This window comes from Rhodococcus sp. C1 (genome assembly GCF_020809065.1).
GTDB classification, from domain to species: domain Bacteria; phylum Actinomycetota; class Actinomycetes; order Mycobacteriales; family Mycobacteriaceae; genus Rhodococcus_F; species Rhodococcus_F qingshengii.
Map to the genome: position 1 here is coordinate 4860482 of NZ_CP078080.1, position 20193 is coordinate 4880674.

General features: G+C 61.9%; 24 protein-coding genes. 11 read left to right on the forward strand and 13 right to left on the reverse strand.

Translation table 11 applies throughout. The annotated features are described in order from the left end of the window. Together KTR60_RS22250 and fadD11 are read left to right on the forward strand one after the other, a co-directional pair. A complete protein-coding gene (locus KTR60_RS22250; RefSeq protein ID WP_073512660.1) occupies positions 1–963 on the forward strand; it encodes an SDR family oxidoreductase in 963 nt (320 codons plus the stop codon). Next, a complete protein-coding gene (fadD11, locus tag KTR60_RS22255; protein ID WP_228401269.1) occupies positions 960–2762 on the forward strand; it encodes a fatty acid--CoA ligase FadD11 in 1803 nt (600 codons plus the stop codon). Before KTR60_RS22250 ends, fadD11 begins: the two co-directional genes overlap by 4 nt. Here fadD11 and KTR60_RS22260 read toward each other — a convergent pair. From KTR60_RS22260 to KTR60_RS22280, 5 genes are all read right to left on the reverse strand, one after another. Continuing rightward, entirely contained in the window at positions 2738–3823 is a 1086-nt protein-coding gene (locus tag KTR60_RS22260) for a sulfate/molybdate ABC transporter ATP-binding protein (RefSeq protein WP_007733546.1), read from the reverse strand. The two genes, fadD11 and KTR60_RS22260, sit on opposite strands and share 25 nt — an antisense overlap. Beyond that, the gene (locus KTR60_RS22265; RefSeq protein ID WP_007733547.1) at positions 3820–4629 is read right to left on the reverse strand and encodes an ABC transporter permease; all 810 of its coding nucleotides are present in this window, start codon (positions 4627–4629) and stop codon (positions 3820–3822) included. The genes KTR60_RS22260 and KTR60_RS22265 overlap by 4 nt, the downstream gene beginning before the upstream one ends. Next, complete coding sequence (modA, locus tag KTR60_RS22270; protein ID WP_073512658.1) at positions 4626–5435, reverse strand: molybdate ABC transporter substrate-binding protein; 810 nt, start codon at positions 5433–5435, stop codon at positions 4626–4628. Before modA ends, KTR60_RS22265 begins: the two co-directional genes overlap by 4 nt. Before the next feature lie 25 nt (positions 5436–5460). Beyond that, positions 5461–5856, reverse strand: a complete 396-nt coding sequence (locus KTR60_RS22275) for a TOBE domain-containing protein (RefSeq protein WP_003940157.1) — start codon at positions 5854–5856, stop codon at positions 5461–5463. Positions 5857–5981: 125 nt separating this feature from the next. Next, a complete protein-coding gene (locus KTR60_RS22280; RefSeq protein ID WP_007733549.1) occupies positions 5982–6560 on the reverse strand; it encodes a carboxymuconolactone decarboxylase family protein in 579 nt (192 codons plus the stop codon). 135 nt (positions 6561–6695) lie between these two features. Here KTR60_RS22280 and KTR60_RS22285 point away from each other — a divergent pair, with 135 nt between their 5' ends. Together KTR60_RS22285 and KTR60_RS22290 are read left to right on the forward strand one after the other, a co-directional pair. Next, positions 6696–7886, forward strand: coding sequence for a pyridoxal phosphate-dependent aminotransferase (locus KTR60_RS22285; RefSeq protein WP_003939670.1), 1191 nt, complete (start codon positions 6696–6698; stop codon positions 7884–7886). Continuing rightward, complete coding sequence (locus KTR60_RS22290; RefSeq protein WP_003940556.1) at positions 7883–8893, forward strand: AraC family transcriptional regulator; 1011 nt, start codon at positions 7883–7885, stop codon at positions 8891–8893. The genes KTR60_RS22285 and KTR60_RS22290 overlap by 4 nt, the downstream gene beginning before the upstream one ends. Here the strand turns inward: KTR60_RS22290 and KTR60_RS22295 are convergent. Next, on the reverse strand, positions 8890–9315 hold the full coding sequence (locus KTR60_RS22295) for a VOC family protein (RefSeq protein WP_003940409.1): 426 nt from the start codon (positions 9313–9315) through the stop codon (positions 8890–8892). The two genes, KTR60_RS22290 and KTR60_RS22295, sit on opposite strands and share 4 nt — an antisense overlap. Before the next feature lie 57 nt (positions 9316–9372). After that, positions 9373–9813, reverse strand: coding sequence for an Lrp/AsnC family transcriptional regulator (locus tag KTR60_RS22300; protein WP_020970517.1), 441 nt, complete (start codon positions 9811–9813; stop codon positions 9373–9375). Positions 9814–9892: 79 nt separating this feature from the next. Here KTR60_RS22300 and KTR60_RS22305 point away from each other — a divergent pair, with 79 nt between their 5' ends. The 3 genes from KTR60_RS22305 (at position 9893) to KTR60_RS22315 (ending at position 12238) form a co-directional block, all read left to right on the forward strand. After that, the gene (locus tag KTR60_RS22305) at positions 9893–10630 is read left to right on the forward strand and encodes an AzlC family ABC transporter permease (protein WP_003940360.1); all 738 of its coding nucleotides are present in this window, start codon (positions 9893–9895) and stop codon (positions 10628–10630) included. After that, a complete protein-coding gene (locus KTR60_RS22310; protein WP_003940007.1) occupies positions 10623–10952 on the forward strand; it encodes a branched-chain amino acid transporter permease in 330 nt (109 codons plus the stop codon). Before KTR60_RS22305 ends, KTR60_RS22310 begins: the two co-directional genes overlap by 8 nt. Positions 10953–11092: 140 nt before the next feature. Next, positions 11093–12238, forward strand: coding sequence for a HoxN/HupN/NixA family nickel/cobalt transporter (locus tag KTR60_RS22315; protein WP_007733551.1), 1146 nt, complete (start codon positions 11093–11095; stop codon positions 12236–12238). Positions 12239–12260: 22 nt separating this feature from the next. On the opposite strand, the gene KTR60_RS22320 is transcribed toward KTR60_RS22315, so the two are convergent. The 3 genes from KTR60_RS22320 to KTR60_RS22330 all read right to left on the reverse strand — a co-directional run bounded on the left by KTR60_RS22320 (position 12261) and on the right by KTR60_RS22330 (position 14526). Then, positions 12261–12629: a hypothetical protein gene (locus KTR60_RS22320; protein WP_030535333.1), complete on the reverse strand. Its 369-nt coding sequence runs from the start codon at positions 12627–12629 to the stop codon at positions 12261–12263. A 300-nt stretch (positions 12630–12929) separates the two neighbouring features. Further along, positions 12930–13925, reverse strand: coding sequence for a type I glyceraldehyde-3-phosphate dehydrogenase (gene gap / locus KTR60_RS22325; RefSeq protein WP_161120133.1), 996 nt, complete (start codon positions 13923–13925; stop codon positions 12930–12932). Between the two features lie 22 nt (positions 13926–13947). Further along, positions 13948–14526, reverse strand: a complete 579-nt coding sequence (locus KTR60_RS22330) for a TetR/AcrR family transcriptional regulator (RefSeq protein ID WP_054188886.1) — start codon at positions 14524–14526, stop codon at positions 13948–13950. A gap of 129 nt (positions 14527–14655) precedes the next feature. On the opposite strand from KTR60_RS22330, the gene KTR60_RS22335 reads away from it, so the two are divergent. Both KTR60_RS22335 and KTR60_RS22340 read left to right on the forward strand, forming a co-directional pair. Further along, positions 14656–15240: a hypothetical protein gene (locus KTR60_RS22335; protein WP_228401270.1), complete on the forward strand. Its 585-nt coding sequence runs from the start codon at positions 14656–14658 to the stop codon at positions 15238–15240. Positions 15241–15431: 191 nt separating this feature from the next. After that, positions 15432–15659 carry a hypothetical protein gene (locus KTR60_RS22340; RefSeq protein WP_020970523.1) on the forward strand — a complete coding sequence of 76 codons (228 nt, stop codon included), beginning with the start codon at positions 15432–15434 and terminating at the stop codon, positions 15657–15659. Between the two features lie 94 nt (positions 15660–15753). Here the strand turns inward: KTR60_RS22340 and KTR60_RS22345 are convergent, their stop codons facing one another. Continuing rightward, on the reverse strand, positions 15754–16170 hold the full coding sequence (locus KTR60_RS22345; RefSeq protein WP_007733561.1) for a hypothetical protein: 417 nt from the start codon (positions 16168–16170) through the stop codon (positions 15754–15756). A gap of 147 nt (positions 16171–16317) precedes the next feature. Here KTR60_RS22345 and KTR60_RS22350 point away from each other — a divergent pair, with 147 nt between their 5' ends. Next, on the forward strand, positions 16318–16950 hold the full coding sequence (locus KTR60_RS22350; RefSeq protein WP_007733562.1) for an alpha-ketoglutarate-dependent dioxygenase AlkB: 633 nt from the start codon (positions 16318–16320) through the stop codon (positions 16948–16950). Here KTR60_RS22350 and KTR60_RS22355 read toward each other — a convergent pair. Beyond that, a complete protein-coding gene (locus KTR60_RS22355) occupies positions 16943–18481 on the reverse strand; it encodes a class I adenylate-forming enzyme family protein (RefSeq protein ID WP_228401271.1) in 1539 nt (512 codons plus the stop codon). The genes KTR60_RS22350 and KTR60_RS22355 overlap by 8 nt on opposite strands. Beyond that, positions 18478–19236, reverse strand: a complete 759-nt coding sequence (locus KTR60_RS22360) for a crotonase/enoyl-CoA hydratase family protein (RefSeq protein WP_218960025.1) — start codon at positions 19234–19236, stop codon at positions 18478–18480. Before KTR60_RS22360 ends, KTR60_RS22355 begins: the two co-directional genes overlap by 4 nt. Before the next feature lie 174 nt (positions 19237–19410). On the opposite strand from KTR60_RS22360, the gene KTR60_RS22365 reads away from it, so the two are divergent. Then, positions 19411–20184 (forward strand): hypothetical protein, encoded by a 774-nt coding sequence (locus KTR60_RS22365; RefSeq protein WP_042921741.1) that lies wholly within the window; start codon positions 19411–19413, stop codon positions 20182–20184. The last annotated feature ends 9 nt before the right edge of the window (positions 20185–20193 follow it).

Below are 20193 nucleotides of genomic sequence, written 5' to 3' on the forward strand. Positions count from 1 at the left end.
ATGACGGGACGCTTGTCCGCAATTGCGGGAACAGTCCGCGATCTGGGCATTCCACTGCCCGGACGCCGACTCGACTACGACGTCGCCGGGAAGGTCGTACTGATCACCGGTGGAGGCGACGGTATCGGTGCAGCGCTGGCGCGCACTCTCCACCGGCGTGGGGCCACCGTGGCACTGGTCGACGTCAACGAGAGTTCATTGGCAACGGCCGAGCGCTCATTCGAGTCACAGCGAGTCGTGACGGTGACGGCCGATGTCCGAGATCGGGACGGCATGACCGCAGCCGTGCAAACGATCATCGAGCAGCTGGGCAGAATCGACGTCGTGGTGGCCAACGCCGGAATCACCCCTCCCCCGGCAACATTGCGCCAGATCGATCCCGACGCCTTCGATCGTGTGCTCGACGTCAATCTCACCGGCGTCTTCAACACCGTGCATCCGACCATCGACGAGGTGATCCGCAACAGTGGGCACATCGTCGTCGTGTCATCGGCGGCGTCGTTCGCCCCCGGTTTGGGCGGCGCTTCGTACATGATCAGCAAGGCTGGGGTCGAAGCGCTCGGCCGGGCGCTGCGTCTCGAGGTTGCCGGCTACGGCGCTACTGCCGGCATCGCGTACTTCGGGATGGTGGATACACAACTTGCACGCGCAACACTCGACGACGACGAGATCGGGCGCAAACTCGACGCTCGACTACCTGGTCCCCTCCGTCATCGAATCTCCCCGGACCGTGCCGCCACCGTGATCGCCGATGCGATCGCGCGCCGCGCCGCCCGGACCCTTGCCCCCGCTGCCTGGGAACCCTGGGCGTGGGGACGCGGATTCATCAATGTCCTTGCCGACGGTTACCTGGCAAAAGACAAACAGGCACACGACCTGATCCGCGAACTCGAAGACAGAACCACCGCTGCGGCCCCGACGAGTGCGTCAGCCCTGACAAAGGCATCCAGGAGAACATCATGACTACGTTGTGTGCAGCCTTCCAGCGAGTGTCGGCGGTGGCGCCCGACGCGGTGGCTTTGCGAGACATCGGCGATGCGCGAACACTGACGTGGCGCGCGTACGGCGAACAGGTTCGCGATGTTGCCGCGGGATTGGCCGGAATCGGCGTGGGACATGGCGATACGGTTGCATTGATGATGAGTAACCGCATCGAGTTCTACCCGATCGACGTCGGCGCCCAACACCTCGGCGCGACGTCCTTCTCCATCTACAACACGTCGGCACCCGAAGCCATCCAGTACATCCTCGCCAATTCCGGTGCGCGAGTGCTCGTCTGCGAGGCCCAGTACGTGGATACCGTTCGCCGATCCGGTGCCACACTCGACACGATCGTGGTCGTCGACGCGCAACCGTCTGCCCAGCAGTCCGGCACCCTGACGCTGGAGCAGATCAAGTCCTCTGCTGCCGCCGATTTCGATTTCGAGAGCACCTGGCGTGCGGTGAAACCGAACGACGTAGCCACGTTGATCTACACCTCCGGCACGACCGGCAACCCCAAGGGCGTCGAGACGACTCATGCCTGTCTGTTGTTCGAAACCACCGCCGTCAGTGCTGTACTCCCCGTCGAGTTCGGTGACCGCATCACCACGTACATGCCGTCGGCGCACATCGCCGATCGGCTCACCTGCCTGTACATGCAAATGGTGTTCGGCACCCAGATCACTGTCGTGCCGGATCCGAGCCAGGTAGCGGGTGCGCTTCCGGACTGTCGCCCCACGATCTGGGGCAGCGTCCCCCGTGTGTGGGAAAAGCTGAAGGTTGCAGTCGAATCGGCCGTCGCCAACGAACCGGACGACGCGCGGCGAGCGGCATTGCAGTGGGCACTCGACGTCGGTCGCACTCGGCTCGCACACTTGCGAGCCGGTGAAACAGTCCCCGCCGAACTGGAAGCGGACTACGCCCGAGCCGATGCAATGGTCCTCTCCGCTCTGCGTGCGAAACTCGGTTTTGCCGAACTGAAGTGGGCCATCTCTGGCGCCGCACCGATTCCGCCGGACACCTTGGCATTCTTTGCAGCCCTGGGAGTTCCGATCTCGGAGATCTGGGGAATGTCCGAGCTGACATGCATTGCGAGCACCGCACCGGCCGAGCCGACCAAGCTGGGGACGGTCGGAAAGTTGCTTCCAGGCATGGAAATGCGCATCGAGGCGGACGGTGAGCTACTGGTTCGAGGACCGTTGGTCATGAAGGGGTACCGCGGCGAACCGGCAAAAACGGCCGAAGCGATCAGTGCAGACGGTTGGCTTTCGACCGGAGACATCGTCACGGCCGACGCAGACGGATACCTCACGGTGATCGATCGCAAGAAGGAGCTGATCATCAATGCGTCGGGAAAGAACATGTCCCCCGCTGCCATCGAGACCGCAGTGAAGACGTCGTCGTCGTTGATCGGTGAGGTCGTGGCGATCGGAGACGGCCGAAAGTTCAACACAGCGTTGATCACTCTCAGCGCCGACGCCGCGGTCGGAGCGGCACGCTCACTGGGACTTGCGGCCGAGGCCGCGGTACTCGCCAAGGACGCTCGGATCGTCGACATCGTTGCAACTGCTGTCGCCGAGGGAAACTCGCGTCTGTCGAGGGCCGAGCAGATCAAGCGGTTTCACGTACTCACCACGTTCTGGGAGCCAGGCGGCGACGAGCTGACACCGACGATGAAGCTCAGGCGCAAGCCGATAGCCGAGAAGTACGCGTCCGAAATTGCAGCCCTCTATGCGGATTCGGTCGTAGAGGACGTCTACGAGCCTGCGCCCTGCGCATAGATCAGCGTCTCGGTGGCCTTGACCACAAACGTAGCGGCCGATCCCGGAACCAGATCGAGCTCGGCCGCTGCGCTCGCCGTGATGTCGGCAGACAAGCCCGGCTGGCCGGCTTCGTCCTCGGCTCGGACTCGGACGACATCGCCTCGATTTTCGATCTCCGCGATCGTGACCGCAAACGCGTTTCGTGGGCTCCCGTGAGGCGGATCCAGGTAGACCGACACTGCTCGCGGCTCGAAGACTGCCACGGCGGCACTGCCGGCCGGTAGGTCGGTCTCCGTCTGGCCCGCGATATCCACCCCGACCGGACTTCTGAGCATTCCGTCTCCGGCCATCGTGCCGCTGCGCAAGTTGATCCCTGCGATGCGTGCTGCAAATGCACTGCGCGGGCGAGTCAGAACTGTTCGTACGTCACCACGTTCGACGACCCGGCCGCCGTCCAGCACGACAACGGTGTCGGCAAGGGCCAGCGCATCCAGAGCGTCGTGCGTGACGAGCACGGCCGTGCGATCTCCTGTTCGGAGCACTCTACGCAGCAACGACCGCAATGCCGGGGCGGAGGCGACGTCGAGCGCAGACATCGGTTCGTCGAGCAGGAGTAGTTCGGGTTCAGCAGCCAATGCCCTCGCCACTGCGACTCGTTGCGCTTGACCGCCGGAGAGCTGTGACGGCTTGCGGTCAGCCAATTCGGCGGCGTCGACTGCGTCGAGCCAGTGGCGCGCGGAGTCGGCGGAATCGCGACGCGACCGCCCTGCACTGCGCGGCGCGAACGCCACGTTCGCGGCCGCACTGAGGTGGGGAAAGAGAAGTGCCTCTTGCGCGAGTAGAGCAGTGCCGCGCCGATGCGGCGCCAACGCGACTCCCCTACCGGTATCGGTGAGAACGCGGGAATTCAGTTCGATCAACCCACGCCGCGGGTGATGTAGTCCGGCAACCGCCGCCAGTACCGTCGACTTGCCTGCGCCGTTCGGTCCGAGGACAGCGGTCACCTCACCGGCCGCGACGTCGAACGTCGCAACGACGTCGCGCTCCGGAATCTCGATGTCGACGTGGAGGCCACTCACAACGAACCCGCCGATCCGCGTCCACGCACCGCAACCACGATGACCACCGCGACTACGACCAACACCAGCGAAAGCGCCACCGCTGCATCCGGATCGGTCTCACGCTGGAGATAGATTTCCAACGGCAGGGTACGCGTGACCCCTTGCAGACTTCCCGCGAACGTCAGCGTTGCACCGAACTCCCCCAGTGCGCGAGCGAAAGCCAGCACTGCCCCTGACACCAGACCGGGAAGCACCAGCGGCAAAGTCACCCGGCGAAGCACGGTGGTCGGGCGGGCTCCGAGCGTCGAGGCTACGGCCTCGTATCGTGTGCCCGCAGTGCGTAGCGCACCTTCGAGGCTGACGACGAGGAACGGTAGCGCGACAAACGTCTGCGCCAGGACCACCGCGGTTGTCGAGAATGCTATCTGGATGCCGAGCACTTCCAACTGCTCACCGATCAACCCTTTGCGCCCGAACGTGTACAGCAACGCGATACCGCCCACCACTGGCGGCAGAACCAGCGGGAGCAGAATCAAGGATCGAAGAACGGACAGTCCCCGAAAATGACTGCGCGCCAACACCGCGGCCATCGGTACCCCGAACAGGATGCACAGCAGCGTGCTCATCGCTGCTGTCTTCAAACTCAGTTTCAACGCGGCAACCGACGATTCGGAAGTCACGAGTTCCCAGAACTGCGACCACTGCACGGTGGCCAGCATCGCCGCCAAGGGCGCGATGACAAACGCCCCGCCGATCAGCGCGGGAAGGTAAATCCATACCGGCAACCCGAGCGGGGCTCGGGCTGACGGTCGTAGGCGTGTCACGGAGCAGCGAATCCCGCGTCACCCAGAACTGCCAAGCCCTTGGGGCCCTTCACGAGATCGACGAACTTCGTTGCCGTTTCCGAATTCTTCGAATCCTTCAGCACCGCAATCTGGTACAGGTTGACCACCGTGGTGGCTTCCGGGAACGCGACGGTCTGAACCTTGTCACCAGCGGACTTCGCGTCGGTGACGTAAACGATGCCGGCATCGGCCTGCCCGGACGTCACCTTGCTGAGAACGTCGGTCACCGACGATTCTTCGCTGACGGGCGAGAGGGTCTCGCCTGTGGCCGTCTCGACCTTCTTCGTAGCCGCGCCACAAGGGACCTGCGGAGCGCAGATCACCAGTTGCGTCCCCTCCTTTGCCAGATCGGCGAACGACGCGATGCCCTTCGGATTGCCCGGCGGCACAACAATCGTCAAGGTGTTGCTCGCGAAGTCCGAGGGCGACCCCGCGACGACGCCGGCGTCGGTGGCCTTGGTCATGTTGGCGGCGTCAGCCGAGGCGAACACGTCAGCCGGTGCGCCCTGGGTGATCTGAGCGACGAGGTCCGAGGACCCGGCAAAGCTGAATGTGACCGATGAACCGGGGTTCTCGGACTCGAATTCCTTGCCGAGTTCGGTGAAGCTGTTCTTGAGTGACGCCGCTGCGAAGACGGTGATGCTTCCCGTGGCACTATCACTGGAAGTGGTTGTGGTCGGAGCGGCCGACGACGTCTCCGACGAAGAATTGTCGGAGGAACTACAACCGGTCACCAGGGCAAGCGAAAAGGCACCTGCTGCAACAAGTCCGACTACACGCTTCACGAATTTCCTCCAGTATGTTCAAAAACTACGGCGTTTCCACGATGACCGTGGTGGCCTTCACGATTGCGACTCCGATACTCCCGACCTCGAGTCCGAGCTCCCGAACCGCGTCGGTACTCATCAACGAGACGACAGTGAAGGGCCCACACTGCATTTCGACCTGAGCCATCACCTTGTCGGTGACGACCTTGGTGACGAGGCCGGCGAACCGGTTGCGGGCCGAACTCGCACCCGTGAGCGGATCGGCCGGTGCGGGTCCGGCGTTGGACCGGGCGAAGCCCGCCAACTCGGCACCGTCGATGACCTTGCGGCCGGAGTCGTCCGTCGTCGCGGTGAGAAGCCCACCGTCGACCCACCGCCGGACGGTGTCGTCACTGACACCGAGCAGGCCGGCAGCTTCGCGGATTCGAATGTTGGGCACCAGGTGATCGTAGGTCGCAAGTGCGGACCTAACAAGCCGAAATGCTCCGCAGATGCGTGAACTAGTCAATCATGATCACGTATCTGCGGAGCATTGTCGATAGTTGCCGTAGACGAATCAGCGCATCATTCTTCTGCCCAGGGCACACGGCAGGAGTCGGTGCTGAACCCCTGCTCGGTAATCCCCAACGCCGAATACATCCGGGCGCGCATGTTTTCGAGCCCGATCTGATAGGTCAGTTCCACGACGCCCGCTCGCCCGAACCTGCGCTCGAGATCCGCGACCTGTTCGTCCGTCACCCCGTTCTCCCCATGGGGGTCACCGGTCATGGCGTCGGCGTAGGCGATCGCGGCCCGCTCGTCTTCGCTGTACTTCGATGAATCCCGGTAGTTCGCGATCTCTTTCAACTTGTCGATGTCCAAACCGTCCAAGCGCGAGAGCATCGTCCCGAAGTCGACACACCACGAGCAGCCGACAGTCCAGGCGACGCGATAGACGGCCAGTTCACGAATGTTCGACGGCAGCACCTTCGACGCCTTCTGCACAGCCATTTCGTGGCGGGCAGCCGCTACGAACAATTTCCGATGGTTGGCCAGGACGGCAAAGGGCTCGGGGACTTCGTCGTACTGCCTGGCGGCGAATTTGTATGCCACTTTGATCAACGGACTGGCTTCTGACGGTGTCACTGCGGGAATGCGAGTCATGGCAAGCCTCCGTATGTTCTGGGGCACCGGATTCGATGCTCTCTACAGAGTTGGACGATGGCGGCGATTCAAACGTGACAAGCACCGCGTCCGAGCGGATGTGAGGATGCGGTGTCAGCCGACTAAGCTGCAAAGATGCCTTCGACGCCCCGCAACCGCACCGTCTCGCGTCTGCAGCCGTTCGCATCCACGATCTTCGCCGAGATGACAGCGTTGGCCACACTTCACGACGCGGTCAACCTCGGTCAGGGCTTTCCGGATACCGACGGTCCTGCGGCCATGCTCGAGGTAGCGCGCCGAGCCATCGCCGAGGGCGTCAATCAATACCCGCCCGGTCCGGGCATGCCCGTCTTGCGTCAGGCCATCGCGGAGGATCGGCGCATCCGCTACGGACTCGACAGTGATCCCGACTCCGAAGTTCTGGTCACCGTCGGCGCCACCGAGGCGATCAGTGCTGCGATTCTCGGACTGGTCGAACCCGGCGAAGAAGTAGTGCTGATCGAGCCGTACTACGACTCCTACGCTGCATCCGTCGCGTTGGCAGGCGCTGTACGTCGCACAGTTCCGTTGGTAACCGCGGGAGACGGATTTGCGGTCGATCTCGATGCATTGCGCGGCGCGATCACCGCCAAGACGAAGATGCTGATCGTCAACAGTCCTCACAACCCCACCGGCACCGTATTCACCGATCACGAACTTCGAGCGATCGCCGAACTCGCGTGCGAACGCGACCTGATCGTGTTGAGCGACGAGGTCTACGAGCACTTGGTCTTCGACGGCCTCACCCACACACCGATGGCGTCGCTCCCGGGCATGCGTGAGCGCACCGTCACGGTGTCCAGTGCCGCAAAGACTTTCAATGTCACCGGCTGGAAAACCGGCTGGGCGATCGGCCCGCGCGAACTCATCGACGGAGTCCGTGCCGCCAAGCAGTTCATGTCATTTGTTGCCGGTGCACCGTTCCAACCGGCCGTTGCCTACGCGCTCACCAACGAACAGCCGTGGGTCGTCGAACTTCGACAGAGCTTGCAAGGCAAACGCGACGTGCTCGGTAAAGCTCTGACCGAGGCCGGTTTCACGGTGCATTCCGGTGGCGGCACGTACTTCCTCCTTGCCGACATCAGACCGTTGGGCGAAACCGATGCGGGAGATTTCTGCCGCGCACTGCCCGAGCGGATCGGCGTCGCGGCCGTTCCGGTCGACGTGTTCGCGGACAACCGCGACGATTGGAAGCACCTGGTGCGCTTCGCCTTCTGCAAGCAGGACCATATTCTGTCCGAAGCTGCACGCCGTCTCCACCTGCTCCAAGGAGCAGCGCACCCATGACAGCGCGGACCATCCCGACCGCATTCGTCCACCGCTATCTCGCGTTCTCGCCGGACAACGACGTCGATTTGTCGGGTGCACTGCGCGCTGCCGGGATCGACCTCGAGACACTGTCCGACCCGCGCGCCCGGCTGACCCCGACTCAGGTCACCACGTTCATCCAATCCACCTGGCAGATCACCGACGACGAATTGTTCGGCCTCGGATCCGCCCCGGTCCCCCGTGGCACTTTCCGATTGATCTGCCTGACGTTGATCCATTGCCCTGATCTCGGATCGGCCTTCGCTCGAATGTCCGACGTGATCCGTGCGCTACCGGCTCTGGCCCCACTGTCGATCGAGAAGGGCGAGGAAAGCACTCGGGTGAGTTTCGCTGTCCGAGCTCGCGAAGGCGTCGCCGAACCTGATGTCGCAGAACGTGTCACAACCGATTTCGTCCTGATCTTGCTGCACCGATTTTCCGCATGGTTGATCGGAAAGCGCGTCCGACTTCGGGCGGTCGAGTTTCCGTACTCGGCACCGGATGCACGGTTGGCGCAGGACTACGACTACATCTTCGGAGCGCCGGTCACCTTCGGCGCGAAGCGCGCGGCACTGGAGTTCGACAACTCGGCCATGCGTGCACCGATCATCCAAACCGAGGAGACGTTGGAGGAGTACCTCCGAGAATCTCCGATTCAGCTCATGTCCGAACGTGATTACGACAGCACTGCGTCGGCCCAGGTACGACGGGTCCTGGAACTCGGGGTGAAGGGGCGAACCTCCACGGCCGAGGAGATCGCGGAGATGCTCTCGATCAGCGTTCCCCATCTGCGTCGACTGCTGCGGCGTGACGGAACATCACTCAATCAACTACGCGAGGAAGTGCTCCGCGACGTAGCCATCGCTGGTTTGCGGCGCGGAGAATCCGTCGAAGTACTCTCGGCGCGATTGGGGTTCTCCGAGCCCAGCGCCTTCCGTCGGGCCTTCAAACGATGGACCGGCGACACTCCGAGTTCGTACCGCTAGCTGACGCAGAACTCGTTTCCTTCGGGATCGGTCATCGTGATCCACACGCTCGGCCCCTGCGCTCCTCGGTGCAGGATCGTCGCCCCCACCGTCTCGAGGTGCGCTGCGACATCCTCGCGCTTGTCGCCCACTCGTATGTCGAAATGGAGCCGGTTCTTCACCGTCTTCGATTCCGGAACCAGTTGGAACAGAACGCGGGGACGTTCGGGATGCTCCGGATCGCTGATGGCCGCACCTTCGCGCCAGACGAGGACTCCCTCGAATGTCGTGGTGTCGGATTCCTTGGCGTGACCAGCGGCGACGAGGCCCCTGATGAAGTCTTCGTCGCTGGGCTCCGCTGCCCACCCGAGTGCTGCGGCCCACCACTTCGCCTGTTCGTGCGGATGTGCCGAATCTACTGTGACTTGAAATTCGTATCCCATGTTCCGACGTTAACGCCGACCACCGACACCTAGTGAAGGTTCAGCCGAGCCCGGGCATCAGTCGACACTCTTGATGGTCTTCATGGTGATCAACGATGTCACCCGCGAGACAGCCGGAAGCCCGCTGAGCTTGGTGACCATGAAGTTCTCGTACGTCGCGAGATCTTTCACCGCGACGCGAATGAAGTAGTCGGGAATTCCGAACAATCTCCGACATTCGATCACTTCGTCGAAGGCGGCGACCTGGGATTCGAAGTCCTCGATGGTGGCCTGGTCGTTGACTCCGATCTCGGCGGTGACGATCACTTGAAATCCTCGGCCAAGCGCTTCCTGACTGACGATCGCGCGGTACCCGGTGATGATTCCGTCGGCTTCGAGCTTTTTCACGCGGCGCAGGCAAGGGGACGGTGTCAGACCCACCAGATCCGCCAACTCGGTATTGGTCAAACTCGAGTCCTGGCGTAGGTGAAACAAAATTGCGTCATCCATGGCATCCATCGCACTATTATTGCGCACTGTTCGATATGTGGGCATTCTGAGCAATCGATCACCTCGATCTTTGTTATAGATTTGCGTCGTGATCGAACCAGCATCGTCGACGGCCGCACCGGCCGTCGAACTCCCACCGCGAACCCCGGCGTGGCGGCACGCCTTCCAGCTGTCGCTACCGGTTGGATTCGGCCTGCTCCCACTTGGGATCGCACTTGGCGTTCTTGTGGTCCAACAAGGGCTCAGCCCTTGGTGGGCAGTCGCTTTCACCTCGCTGATCTACGCAGGATCGCTGGAGTTTCTCGCGGTCGGAATGGTCGCGGCCATGACACCGCTGCCGTACGTCGCTCTGACCGCACTGCTGGTCAACTTTCGACATGTGTTCTACGCCTTGAGTTTTCCGCTGGAAAAGATTCGCAACCCCTTCGCCCGCTTCTACAGCATGTTCGCGCTGACCGACGAGGCCTATGCGATGTCGGTAACTGCCGATCCCAAGGCACTCACCGGACGCGTCATCGTCTACTCCCAGCTGTACCTGCACGGCTACTGGATCGGTGGCGCGATTCTGGGCGCGACAGCAGGACAGTGGATTCCGGACTCGATCGTCGGCCTCGACTTCGCCCTGACGGCGTTGTTCGTCGTCCTCTCGATCGAAGCGATTCGCGCACAAAACGGATTCGCGGTGCCGGTCGCCGCGGTCACCTGCGCTCTGGTCGCCCGGCTCGCAGCGCCGGACCACATGCTGCCAATTGCGATGGGCGCCTTCGTGCTCTTCCTGATCGGGCGCTTTGTCTACGACTCACGAAAGGCGAAGATCGATGCCTGACACCTCGTACATCTTTGCGGCGGTCGCAGTCATGGCCGTGGTCACCTTCGCGCTGCGCGCAATCCCCTTCGCCGCGCTCATGCCGCTGCGCTCCTCCGCCCTGGTCGGCTACCTCGGCATCTACATGCCGGCAGGCGTCATGTTGATTCTCGTCATGTATTCACTCAAAGGGGTGTCGATCACCGCCCCTTCTCATGGCCTACCCGAACTGATTGCAGTGTGCGCCACGATCGCCGCGCACCTCTGGCGAAAGAATGCCGTCCTGAGCATCGTCGTCGGAACGACGATCTACGTCGCGCTGGTCAATACCGTGTTCGCCTGAGCATTTCCCATCCGGGAGCAAAGCAGTTTTACCCCCGGATGGGTGATTTGTAACCTCCAGGCGCTTATCTGAACAGTTGAACACTTATACGATTTCAGTAGCGTGGCCGCCGGCCGCGACTGAAGGATCGGTGAGGTTCGATGTCCACGACAATGACCACGACGGGCACTCGAATCGCCGGTGCTTGGCACAGTCTGGATCGAGGCCAGCGTCGAAGCATCATCGGGATGACCGTCACCGTCGTAGCGCTCAACGTCGTCGGGTGGGCAGTTCTTCTCGGCCTGGTTGTCCCCGGCCACTACACGATCGAAGGCAGTGTCTTCGGCGTCGGACTCGGCGTAACGGCGTACACGCTCGGCATGCGCCATGCTTTCGACGCCGATCACATCGCCGCTATCGACAACACCACTCGGAAGTTGGTGGCGGACGGCAAGAAACCGATGTCCGTCGGGTTCTGGTTTTCGCTCGGACACTCGACCATCGTCTTCGTACTCGTCGCCCTCTTGGCTTTGGGTGTGCGGCAACTGGCCACCAGCCTTTCCGACGACAACTCCGATCTGGAGAAGTGGACCGGCTTGTTCGGCACCACCATTTCCGGCACGTTCCTGATTTTGATCGGAATCTTGAACCTTGTCTCTCTCATCGGGATTCATCGGGTGTACACGAAGTACAAGGCCGGAACCTTCGACGAGGAACAACTCGAGAAGGAACTCGACAGCCGTGGCGCCCTGAACAAGATTCTGGGCCCGGTGATGAAGATGGTTCGCAAGCCCTGGCACATGTACCCGGTCGGCCTACTGTTCGGATTGGGATTCGACACCGTCACCGAAGTCGGGCTGTTGGTGATCGCCGGCGGCGCGGCGGCGACAGGGCTCCCGTGGTATTCGATCCTCGTTCTGCCGATCCTCTTCTGCGCCGGGATGTCGCTTTTCGACTCGATCGACGGATCGTTCATGAACTTCGCCTACGGTTGGGCATTTGCTCAGCCGGTCCGAAAGATCTACTACAACATGGTGATCACCGGACTCTCGGTGGCAGTGGCACTGCTGATCGGGTCCCAGGAAATCATCTCGATTTTCACCGACAAACTCGACATTCACGACGGGTTTCTCGGCGCCATCGGGAACTTGGATCTCGGCGCGATGGGCTTCATCATCGTCGGACTCTTTGTCGCCACCTGGCTGATTGCTCTACTCGTGTGGCGGTACGGCCGCATCGAAGAACGGTGGCAGGCTCAGTCCGGTGCAGCAGTAGCACGACGAGCGACAGCAGACGAAGCGATGTGAGTTCGACTCGGTCTACGCAGAATCATGGGCCACCCGAAAGCGAATAGCTGATGTACGTCTCGCCCCATTTCAGGTACGCGCTCGACGTCGCCTGGCCGCGGATCTGGTCGTTCTGCCACTGGTAGACAGCGCGCCACGGAAATACGGAACTCACTTGTTCCAAGGTGTACTGCTCACGATGGCCCTGCGCGAATCGCTGTTCGAGATCTTCACGAGTGCGCGGCGGGAAATTGCTGATCAGGTAGGTCCGGCCGAGAGACTCGATGCGCCCTGGCGGCGCAAAGACATCAGCGCTGCGATAAGTGAAGGCCAGATACAGGTAGGCCGCCACCACAATCGTTGCCAGCGCTACCGCGCCGATCTTGAATGCACGTCGAAGCAGGGTCGGCATGGCTCACAGTACATCGACTGCGTCCCGATCTGATGCGGGTCGGCGGCAGCCGCACCTCCCGATTTCCTCGAGCCCAGACCACCTTCCGACTAGTACGGTGAGATCACCGGCAACCGATCTACGGCAACGATGGCGGACTCGCTCGACAACCCAGCGCCCTCTGCCACAGGTGAGGGCACATCGCGGCCAATCATTGCGGGCACCACGCACCAGTGCGGTCCATACGAGGGTCCCCCATGGGAAATGAGTTTCCGTCGCACAGCCTCCACGACCGAAGCCTTCCGCCCCTGCGTCTGGTCGCTATGGGCCAACCCGCTGCGAAAGCTCGACGAGCCGGTTCGAGAATCCCCACTCGTTGTCGTACCAGGCGAAAACCTTCACTTGTTCGCCGACGACCTGTGTGAGGGGCGCATCGAAGATTGCCGAGTGGGGATTGCCGACTATGTCGGCAGAGACAAGTGGCGCCTCCGAATAGGCAAGGTAAGACGAGAGTTCGGGAGTCTGCGATGCGACGCGAAACGCTTCGTTGATCTCCACGACAGTCGCCGGTCGTGAGAGATGGGCAGTGAGGTCGGTGATAGAACCGACTGGCACGGGGACGCGCAGCGAGAGTCCGGTCAATTTTCCGTCCAGCTCTGGGATGATCCGCCCGATGGTGGCGGCGGCGCCGGAGGAAGTCGGGATCGTAGACAATGCCGCGGCACGAGCGCGCCGGAGATCGCTGTGAGGAGCATCGTGGAGGCGCTGGTCGCTGGTGTAGGCGTGGATCGTCGTCATCAGTCCGGACTCGATGCCGAACGCCTCGTGCAGCACCTTAACCATCGGTGCGAGGCAGTTGGTCGTGCAGGATCCGTTCGAGAATACGTCCTCCGACATGTCGAGGACGTCGTCGTTTACTCCGAGTACAACTGCAGGGACATCACTGTCGGCGGGAGCCGAAATGATCACCTTTCGCGCTCCCGCTGTCAGGTGTTGGCGAGCGTTGACCGAGTCCGTGAATCTGCCGGTCGACTCTATGACGACATCGACGCGTTCGGCTCTCCAGGGGATGAGGGACGGCTCGCGCTCAGAGGTGACGCGAATGCGCTTTCCTGCAACGAGAATCGCGTCCCCGTCGACCTCGACGCCGTCCAGATGACCGGACACCGAGTCCCACTCCAGGAGCGAAGCGAGGGTTGCGGCGTCGGCGATGTCGTTGATCGCGACGATCTCGACATCTGCATCGCTGCTTAGCGCAGCCCGCAGGTAGCTGCGACCGATACGGCCGAAGCCGTTGATTCCGATACGAACGGACATTGATTTCTCTTTCTCGAGTTGGTCAGTGATCGGTGCAGAGAGCGGACTGGGCGGCGTCGAGCAGGGAAATGGCTCCACGAACCGCCGCGTCCATCGGGCCCTGTTCACCCTGCGCGCGGGCAAGTACATAGCCGCCCTGCAGGACGGCTGCCAGCGTTCGCGCGAGATCCGCCGGGACGATGCTCGTCGGAAGTTCTCCTGCAGCAATCGCGGCAGTGATCGCCCGCTCCCAATGGTTCAGCATGGTGTCGAAGGCATTCGCAACAACTGCGATCAGTTCTGCATCCGTGACCACTTCCGGGTCCTGGGTCATCCGACCCACCCGGCACCCCCGAGTACCCGGCCGCGGCAATGAGAGGTAGCGCTTCATCTGTTCGAGGGGCGAGCCTTCTCCACCCAACGGAGATGACTCGCCCGTCATTTCTCGGGTAACTGCAGACAGCGCCTCTACCGCGAGTTCGTGCTTTCCACTGAAATGGTGATACATGCTGCCCTGGCCAACCCCGGCACGTGTCATCACGTCGCGTGGGCTCGTCGCTGCATAGCCGCGCTCCCACAACAGCTCTGCCATCGCACCCGTCAGCTGGTCCTTTGAGTTCACCAATCGACTGTAACAACTAGTATGTACAACCTCAACGTAGGTTCGACCAACAGGCCGGCCGGGCGATTGTGCGGTGATCGACCAGAGCATCGTTGCCGTTCTGGACGTGGCATCTGCAAGACTCCTGAAATGAAGCACGTCGGGCGCGAGGCAGCGGCACTGCTCAACGGGGCCGGGATCGAACTCAGCGAGGGTCTGACCGACGCAGAGTTCGATTCCGTCCACGAACGCTTTGGATTTCACTTCAACCCAGACCACCGCAGTCTTCTTGCCACTGCGTTACCACTTGGCGACCGTTGGCCGAACTGGCGTAGCGCCGACGACCTCGAGTTGGGTACGTGGCTAGATAAAGTCACCGAAGGTTTCATTTGGGATGCACTGCATCAACAACCACCGTTCTGGCCGGCATCGTGGGGCAGAATGCCCGCCTCACCCGAGGACGTCACCACAATCGTGCGTCAACAGATCGGAGCGTGGCCGCGCCTTGTCCCGGTCTTCGCTCACCGCTTCACGCCCGCCGCACCCTCCCCCTCGGGATCGCCGGTGATCTCCGTGTGGCAGACCGACATCGTCTACTACGGGGCAAACCTCCTCGAATATCTCGCCAATGAGTTCCCCCTCGGACAGGGCCGAAAGACACTCTCTCCCATTAGCGTCCGCGTACCGTTCTGGTCCCGATTCATCGAGGCGGCCAACCGCGCGGAATCGATCTGACCGGCCAAAGGTCCTGTTCTGCCTGCCAAGAGTTTCGCAGACGAATTTCGCGGGTATTGATCACTTGCGGCGGCGATTTCCAGAGCGAGGGGTCAGCCGCGCAAGGTCTGCCCCCGGCTGTCACTCGCCGGGTGGCGGGCCGCCAAAACCAGCGGGCCGCCAGAAACTATCTGTGCCAGGCGATGATTTCGATGCAAACGACACGACTCGACACCATCCTGATTCTGATCGTCGGGACGGCAATCGGACTGAGCGTCTGGCTGGCTACGCAGGAACCATTCGCGTCGATCGGACTCGGAATCGCAACGGTAGTGATCTGCTGGATCTCTTGCTCGATGATCCATGGCTTCCCACACCGATCGACGAAGGACATGCGTCCGCGCGAGAACCAGGATCGCGAGTCACCGAAACGGCGCTGACGCCGCGTAGGGATGAGGCCAACCGTGGAGGCCCGGACACAGCGAAGTGAGTGGTTCACCTACCGCAGGTGAACCACTCACTTCGGTCAGAGGATCACACCTCGTCAGGTCGCCAGGTCGCGACGGCCCAGATCACAGCGACGTCGAGGGCGATGATCACGATCGACCACAGCGGGTAGTACGGCATCCACAGGAAATTCGCCACGATCGAAAGTGCCGCGATGACGAATGCCATCCCGCGGGCCCACGCCATGCCGACGAACAATCCCAGCGACACCGCGATGCCGATGATTCCGAGCACGATGTGGATCCAACCCCATGTCGTGACATCGAATTCGAAGGTGTAATTGACTCCGACGATCAGCAGATCGTTGTCCGCGAGAGCCGCGATGCCCTGCAGCAACGCGACGATTCCCGCGACGAAGAGCAGGCATGCTGCCGCCACCGTGGTCCCGATGGCAAAGCCTTGTCGGACAGGATGGTTCGCATGAGATTGGTGCGGAGCAGTCATGACATCCCCTTCTTCGGCGAAATAGCGTGAGAACAGTATTCAAAGGTTCACGCCGCCGGACATCACCCAGCAAGGATGAACAGCCGTCCAGCACTGCAATCAAATTTCATGGGAACATATGTTCGATTTCGGTGTACGGTGGAGTCTATGACCGCCACGATGCAACCGTCTCTGTTCGACAACGGTGACCTGGGCGTCTCTTTGGGCGATCTCGAGGGCACGGTGCAGAGACGTATCCTCACCGCCGGCGCATGGGTCGACCATCGCCCGGCCTGGCTGACCGGATCGGAGGCCGTGTTCGACAATCTGGAAGCTACGGTGCCGTGGCGTTCCGAACGGCGTCAGATGTACGACCGCGTTGTCGACGTCCCTCGTCTGGTGTGTTTCTACGCAGAGAATCAACCACTGCCGGACGCACTTCTCACCGAAGCCAAAGACGCGCTGAGCAGTCACTACTTCGACGAACTCGGCGAACCATTCGCCACGTCGGGTCTCTGTTTCTATCGCGACGGTTCCGACAGCGTTGCCTGGCACGGGGACGATACGGGACGAAGTCGCACCGAGGACACGATGGTGGCCATCCTGTCTCTCGGTGCGGCTCGCCCGCTCCTATTGCGCCCTCGTGGGGGCGGCGAATCCATCCGCTTCAATCTCGGACACGGAGATCTACTCGTCATGGGCGGATCCTGCCAACGCACGTGGGAACACTGTGTCCCGAAGAGTGCGCGGGCCCTCGGGCCGAGAATCAGCGTTCAATTCCGCACTCGCGGAGTTAGATAGCGTCGCGGAGTTCGTCTCGCAGCGCCTTCCGATTGAGCTTGCCGACGGCCGTCTTCGGTATGGATTCTGCGAAAACAACCCGACGCGGCTTCTTGTACGACGCCAGTCGCTCGCCGACGTGCGCGACCAATGATGCTTGCAGTACGTCGTTTTCGACGGTCCCGTCCTCGAGTACCACCACAGCCGTGACCGCCTCCACCCACTTCGCGTCGGCGGTACCCACCACGGCGACCTCACGGACGGACGGATGCGTCAGGAGTGCATCCTCGACTTCACGGGGGTAGACGTTGTATCCGCCGCTGATGATCATGTCCGAAGCTCGGTCCTTCAAGAACAAGAATCCTTCGGCGTCGAACTGACCGATGTCACGGGTGTGAACCCAGCCGTCTTCGGTGAAGGTGTCCGCATTCAGTTCCGGTGCATTGAAGTATCCGGCGATCGCCGATGGCGAGCGGATCACGATTTCACCCGGTTCTCCCTGGGGCACTTCGTTTCCCTCGCCGTCGAGCAGCCTGATCTCGACGTCGATGGCCGGCTGACCACAGGACAGCAGGCGGTCTTCCGTGTGATCTTCGGGCCGTAGGACTGCAATACACAGCGGTGCCTCGGTCTGCCCGTAGTACTGGAGAAAACGGTGTTGCCCCCACGCCTGCATCGCCCGTTCGATGGTGGCCAGCGGCATCGGCGACGCACCGTAGATCACGGATTTCAGACTCGAGATGTCTGCGCTCGCAAAATCAGGGCGTTCGAGGAGCATCTGAATCATCGTCGGCACCAGATTGATTGCCGTAGCCCGATGCTCGGTTATCGAGTCCAAGAAGGTCGACGGGTCGAAACCGGGGAGGATGACGGTCTTACCGCCACGCAGCCAGAACGGAAGCACGAAGACACCGCTGGCATGAATCAGTGATGCCGCGTGCAGCATCGTGTCGTCCTGAGTCGCCGGAAGCAGATTGAGCAGAACATTGCGGCAGATTCCGGCGTAGCTGCGCTGAGTGTGCTGCGCGGCCTTCAGCGTTCCCGTGGTCCCGGAAGTGAACAGCGTCAGGATCACGTCGTCGGGATCTACCTCGACGTCCGGAGTGGCCGAAGGCATGCTCTGCGCTCGATCCAACAGCGAAAGCTGTCCCTCCGAAGCTGTTTCCAGGCCGACGAACGTCCGATCCGGGAACCTGGCGGACAGTTCAGCAGCTCGGCCGGCAAGGTCAGTACCGAAAACGACGTGCGAAGTGTCGGTGTCCTCGAGCATTCGTGCGTGCTCGTCGAGCGAGAGTCGCGAGTTGAGCGGAACCCTGTTGATGCCGGCTTTGACACACGCAAAATCGACAGGCACGCTGGCAAGAGAGTTGTTGACCAGCAACGCAACCCGTGCGCCACGCCCGATACCGAGCGCGATGAATGCATGCGCCAATCGGCTGCTGAGTTCGTCCACTTCCGTGAACGTCATCGATCGATCGCCGAAGACGACGGCTGTTCGCGGTCCGTGCTGTCGCGCACCACGTGCGATCAGATCTCGGGTTACGGGCATCATGGTTCAGTTTCCTCGTTCGAATTCGGGTTGTTCTCGAATCGGCCGTGCCGGCCGGCGCCCGCGGCGAACGCAGCAGCGCCGCGCACACCTTCGGCGATGACAATGGGATTTCCTGCGACACCCTCGGCGCGCAGTGCTTCGGCAAGTGGTAGATCAAAAGATCGGTAGGCCGATGCGCGATCCGCGAGCATGCAGAGTTGTGGGAAAGCGGACAACTGGTGCGCAAGCTCCTTGGCTACCTGGAGTGACTGCCCCACTGGAACAACACGATTGGCCAGTCCGAAGGCCAACGCCTCCGAAGCGTCGACCGGGCGACCGGTCAAGATCATGTCGAGCGCTCGCCCCTGTCCGACGATTCGCGGCAGTCGCACGGTCCCGCCGTCGATGAGAGGAACTCCCCAGCGCCGGCAGAAGACTCCGAACACGGAATCCTCCTCGCAGATCCTCAGGTCCGCGAGCAATGAAAGCTCGAGCCCTCCGGCCACTGCGTATCCACTGACGGCGGCGATCAACGGTTTGGACAACACCAACCGACTCGGCCCCATCGGGCCGGTGCCGCCGCCTTCCGGATGCAACTCGTGCACGCGCGCGGGGTCGGAGACTGCGGTCAAATCCGCACCGGCACAAAATGTGCCGCCCGCACCCCACAGAATTGCCACCTTCTGACTCTCGTCCGACTCGAATTCCAGGAAGGCATCACGCAACTGCGCCGCCATCGGCCCGTCCACCGCATTCTTGCGATCAGGGCGATTCATCACGATGACAGTGACGCCACCGTCACGCTCCACATAGACATCGCCACCTGGTCGATCGGAGTCGGTCACGATATTTCCTCACTGCTCGCGGATAAGGTTTCCCGGTACCCACCATGCCACTTGTAACAGAATTTGTCAGGAGTTGTTCAAAAGTTGTTACAAACTGATCGAGGAATGTCCGCAACCCGAGTTGTGCTGGACCTCGCAACAGCGAGCCCGGACACCGAGTTCAGCACCGCTGTGCTGACCCGGGCCGGCGAGATCGTCGGCGTCAGCGCATCGAGCATTCGCGTGGCAGCGGGCCGCCTGTGCCGAGAGAACAAACTGCGTCGTACCGCTCGTGGAACGTACGTCCTCAACCCGGACGGTATCCCCACCTACAGCGAAGTGGAGGGGTGGCGAACTCGTACCGATCGCATACGCCCCTGGGACGGCACCTGGATCGCCGTCGAGCACTCGGGGCTCAAACGAAGCGACCGCACTGCCGCCCGCCGGCACGATCAAGCGCTGCGACTGGCGGGTTACGAGGAGTGGAAGCCCACACTCGCAGTCCGCCCGAACAATCTGCTCGGCGGCACGGACAGCGCCCGCCGCACTCTCCACCGACTCGGCGCCGCCCCCGAATCGGCCGTCATGGAAATCGCTCACCTTGCCCCCGAGGATGATTCGACAATCCGCACACTCTGGAACTCGGAAGCACTGTTGGCCGACATCGCGGAGGCCCGTGAAGCACTCACACAGGCGCAAACACGCCTGGCGACAATCAGTCGCGAGGAGGCGGCCCGCGAATCACTTGCTCTGGGCAGCGCGGTGATCGCGGTCATCGTGCGCAATCCGCTCCTTCCGGAAGAACTCGAACCGACGCAGCCACTGCGTGAACTGATCTCGCACATGCTCGAGTACCAGGACGCATCTCGCGAACTGTGGCAGTCACTGCTCCAGTTCTGATCGATTTCT